We start from the raw sequence: 255 nt of genomic DNA, 5'->3' as shown, positions 1-255 counted from the left end.
GCCGAGCGGGATGGGGGTGGAATCGATCAGCCGCAGCATGGCGGTGCCGTCACGGCGCGTCTGCCGGTCGAGCTGGCCGGCAAGCCAGGCGAAGGTCTCGGCAAAGACGGCGACGGGGCGGCGGCGGCTGGCATCCGACAGGGTCGAGCGCGACAGCGGCCCGCTGCCCAGATGATAGTGGTGCTGGCTGCTGGCGTTCCACCCCGCTTCCACGCCGCGAAGGCTGCCGGCACCGCTGAACTGGGCGTAGATCAG

The 255-nt window shown here is 71.4% G+C and carries 1 pseudogene; it reads right to left on the bottom strand.

The annotated features are described in order from the left end of the window. Window positions 1-255, bottom strand: a pseudogene (locus C7I84_RS29445) (DUF4372 domain-containing protein); the annotation flags it as partial.

This window comes from Kumtagia ephedrae, assembly GCF_003012745.1.
Lineage (GTDB): Bacteria > Pseudomonadota > Alphaproteobacteria > Rhizobiales > Rhizobiaceae > Kumtagia > Kumtagia ephedrae.
Note: the sequence above shows the minus strand (reverse complement) of the source record. Positions and strands in the feature narration are given on the sequence as shown.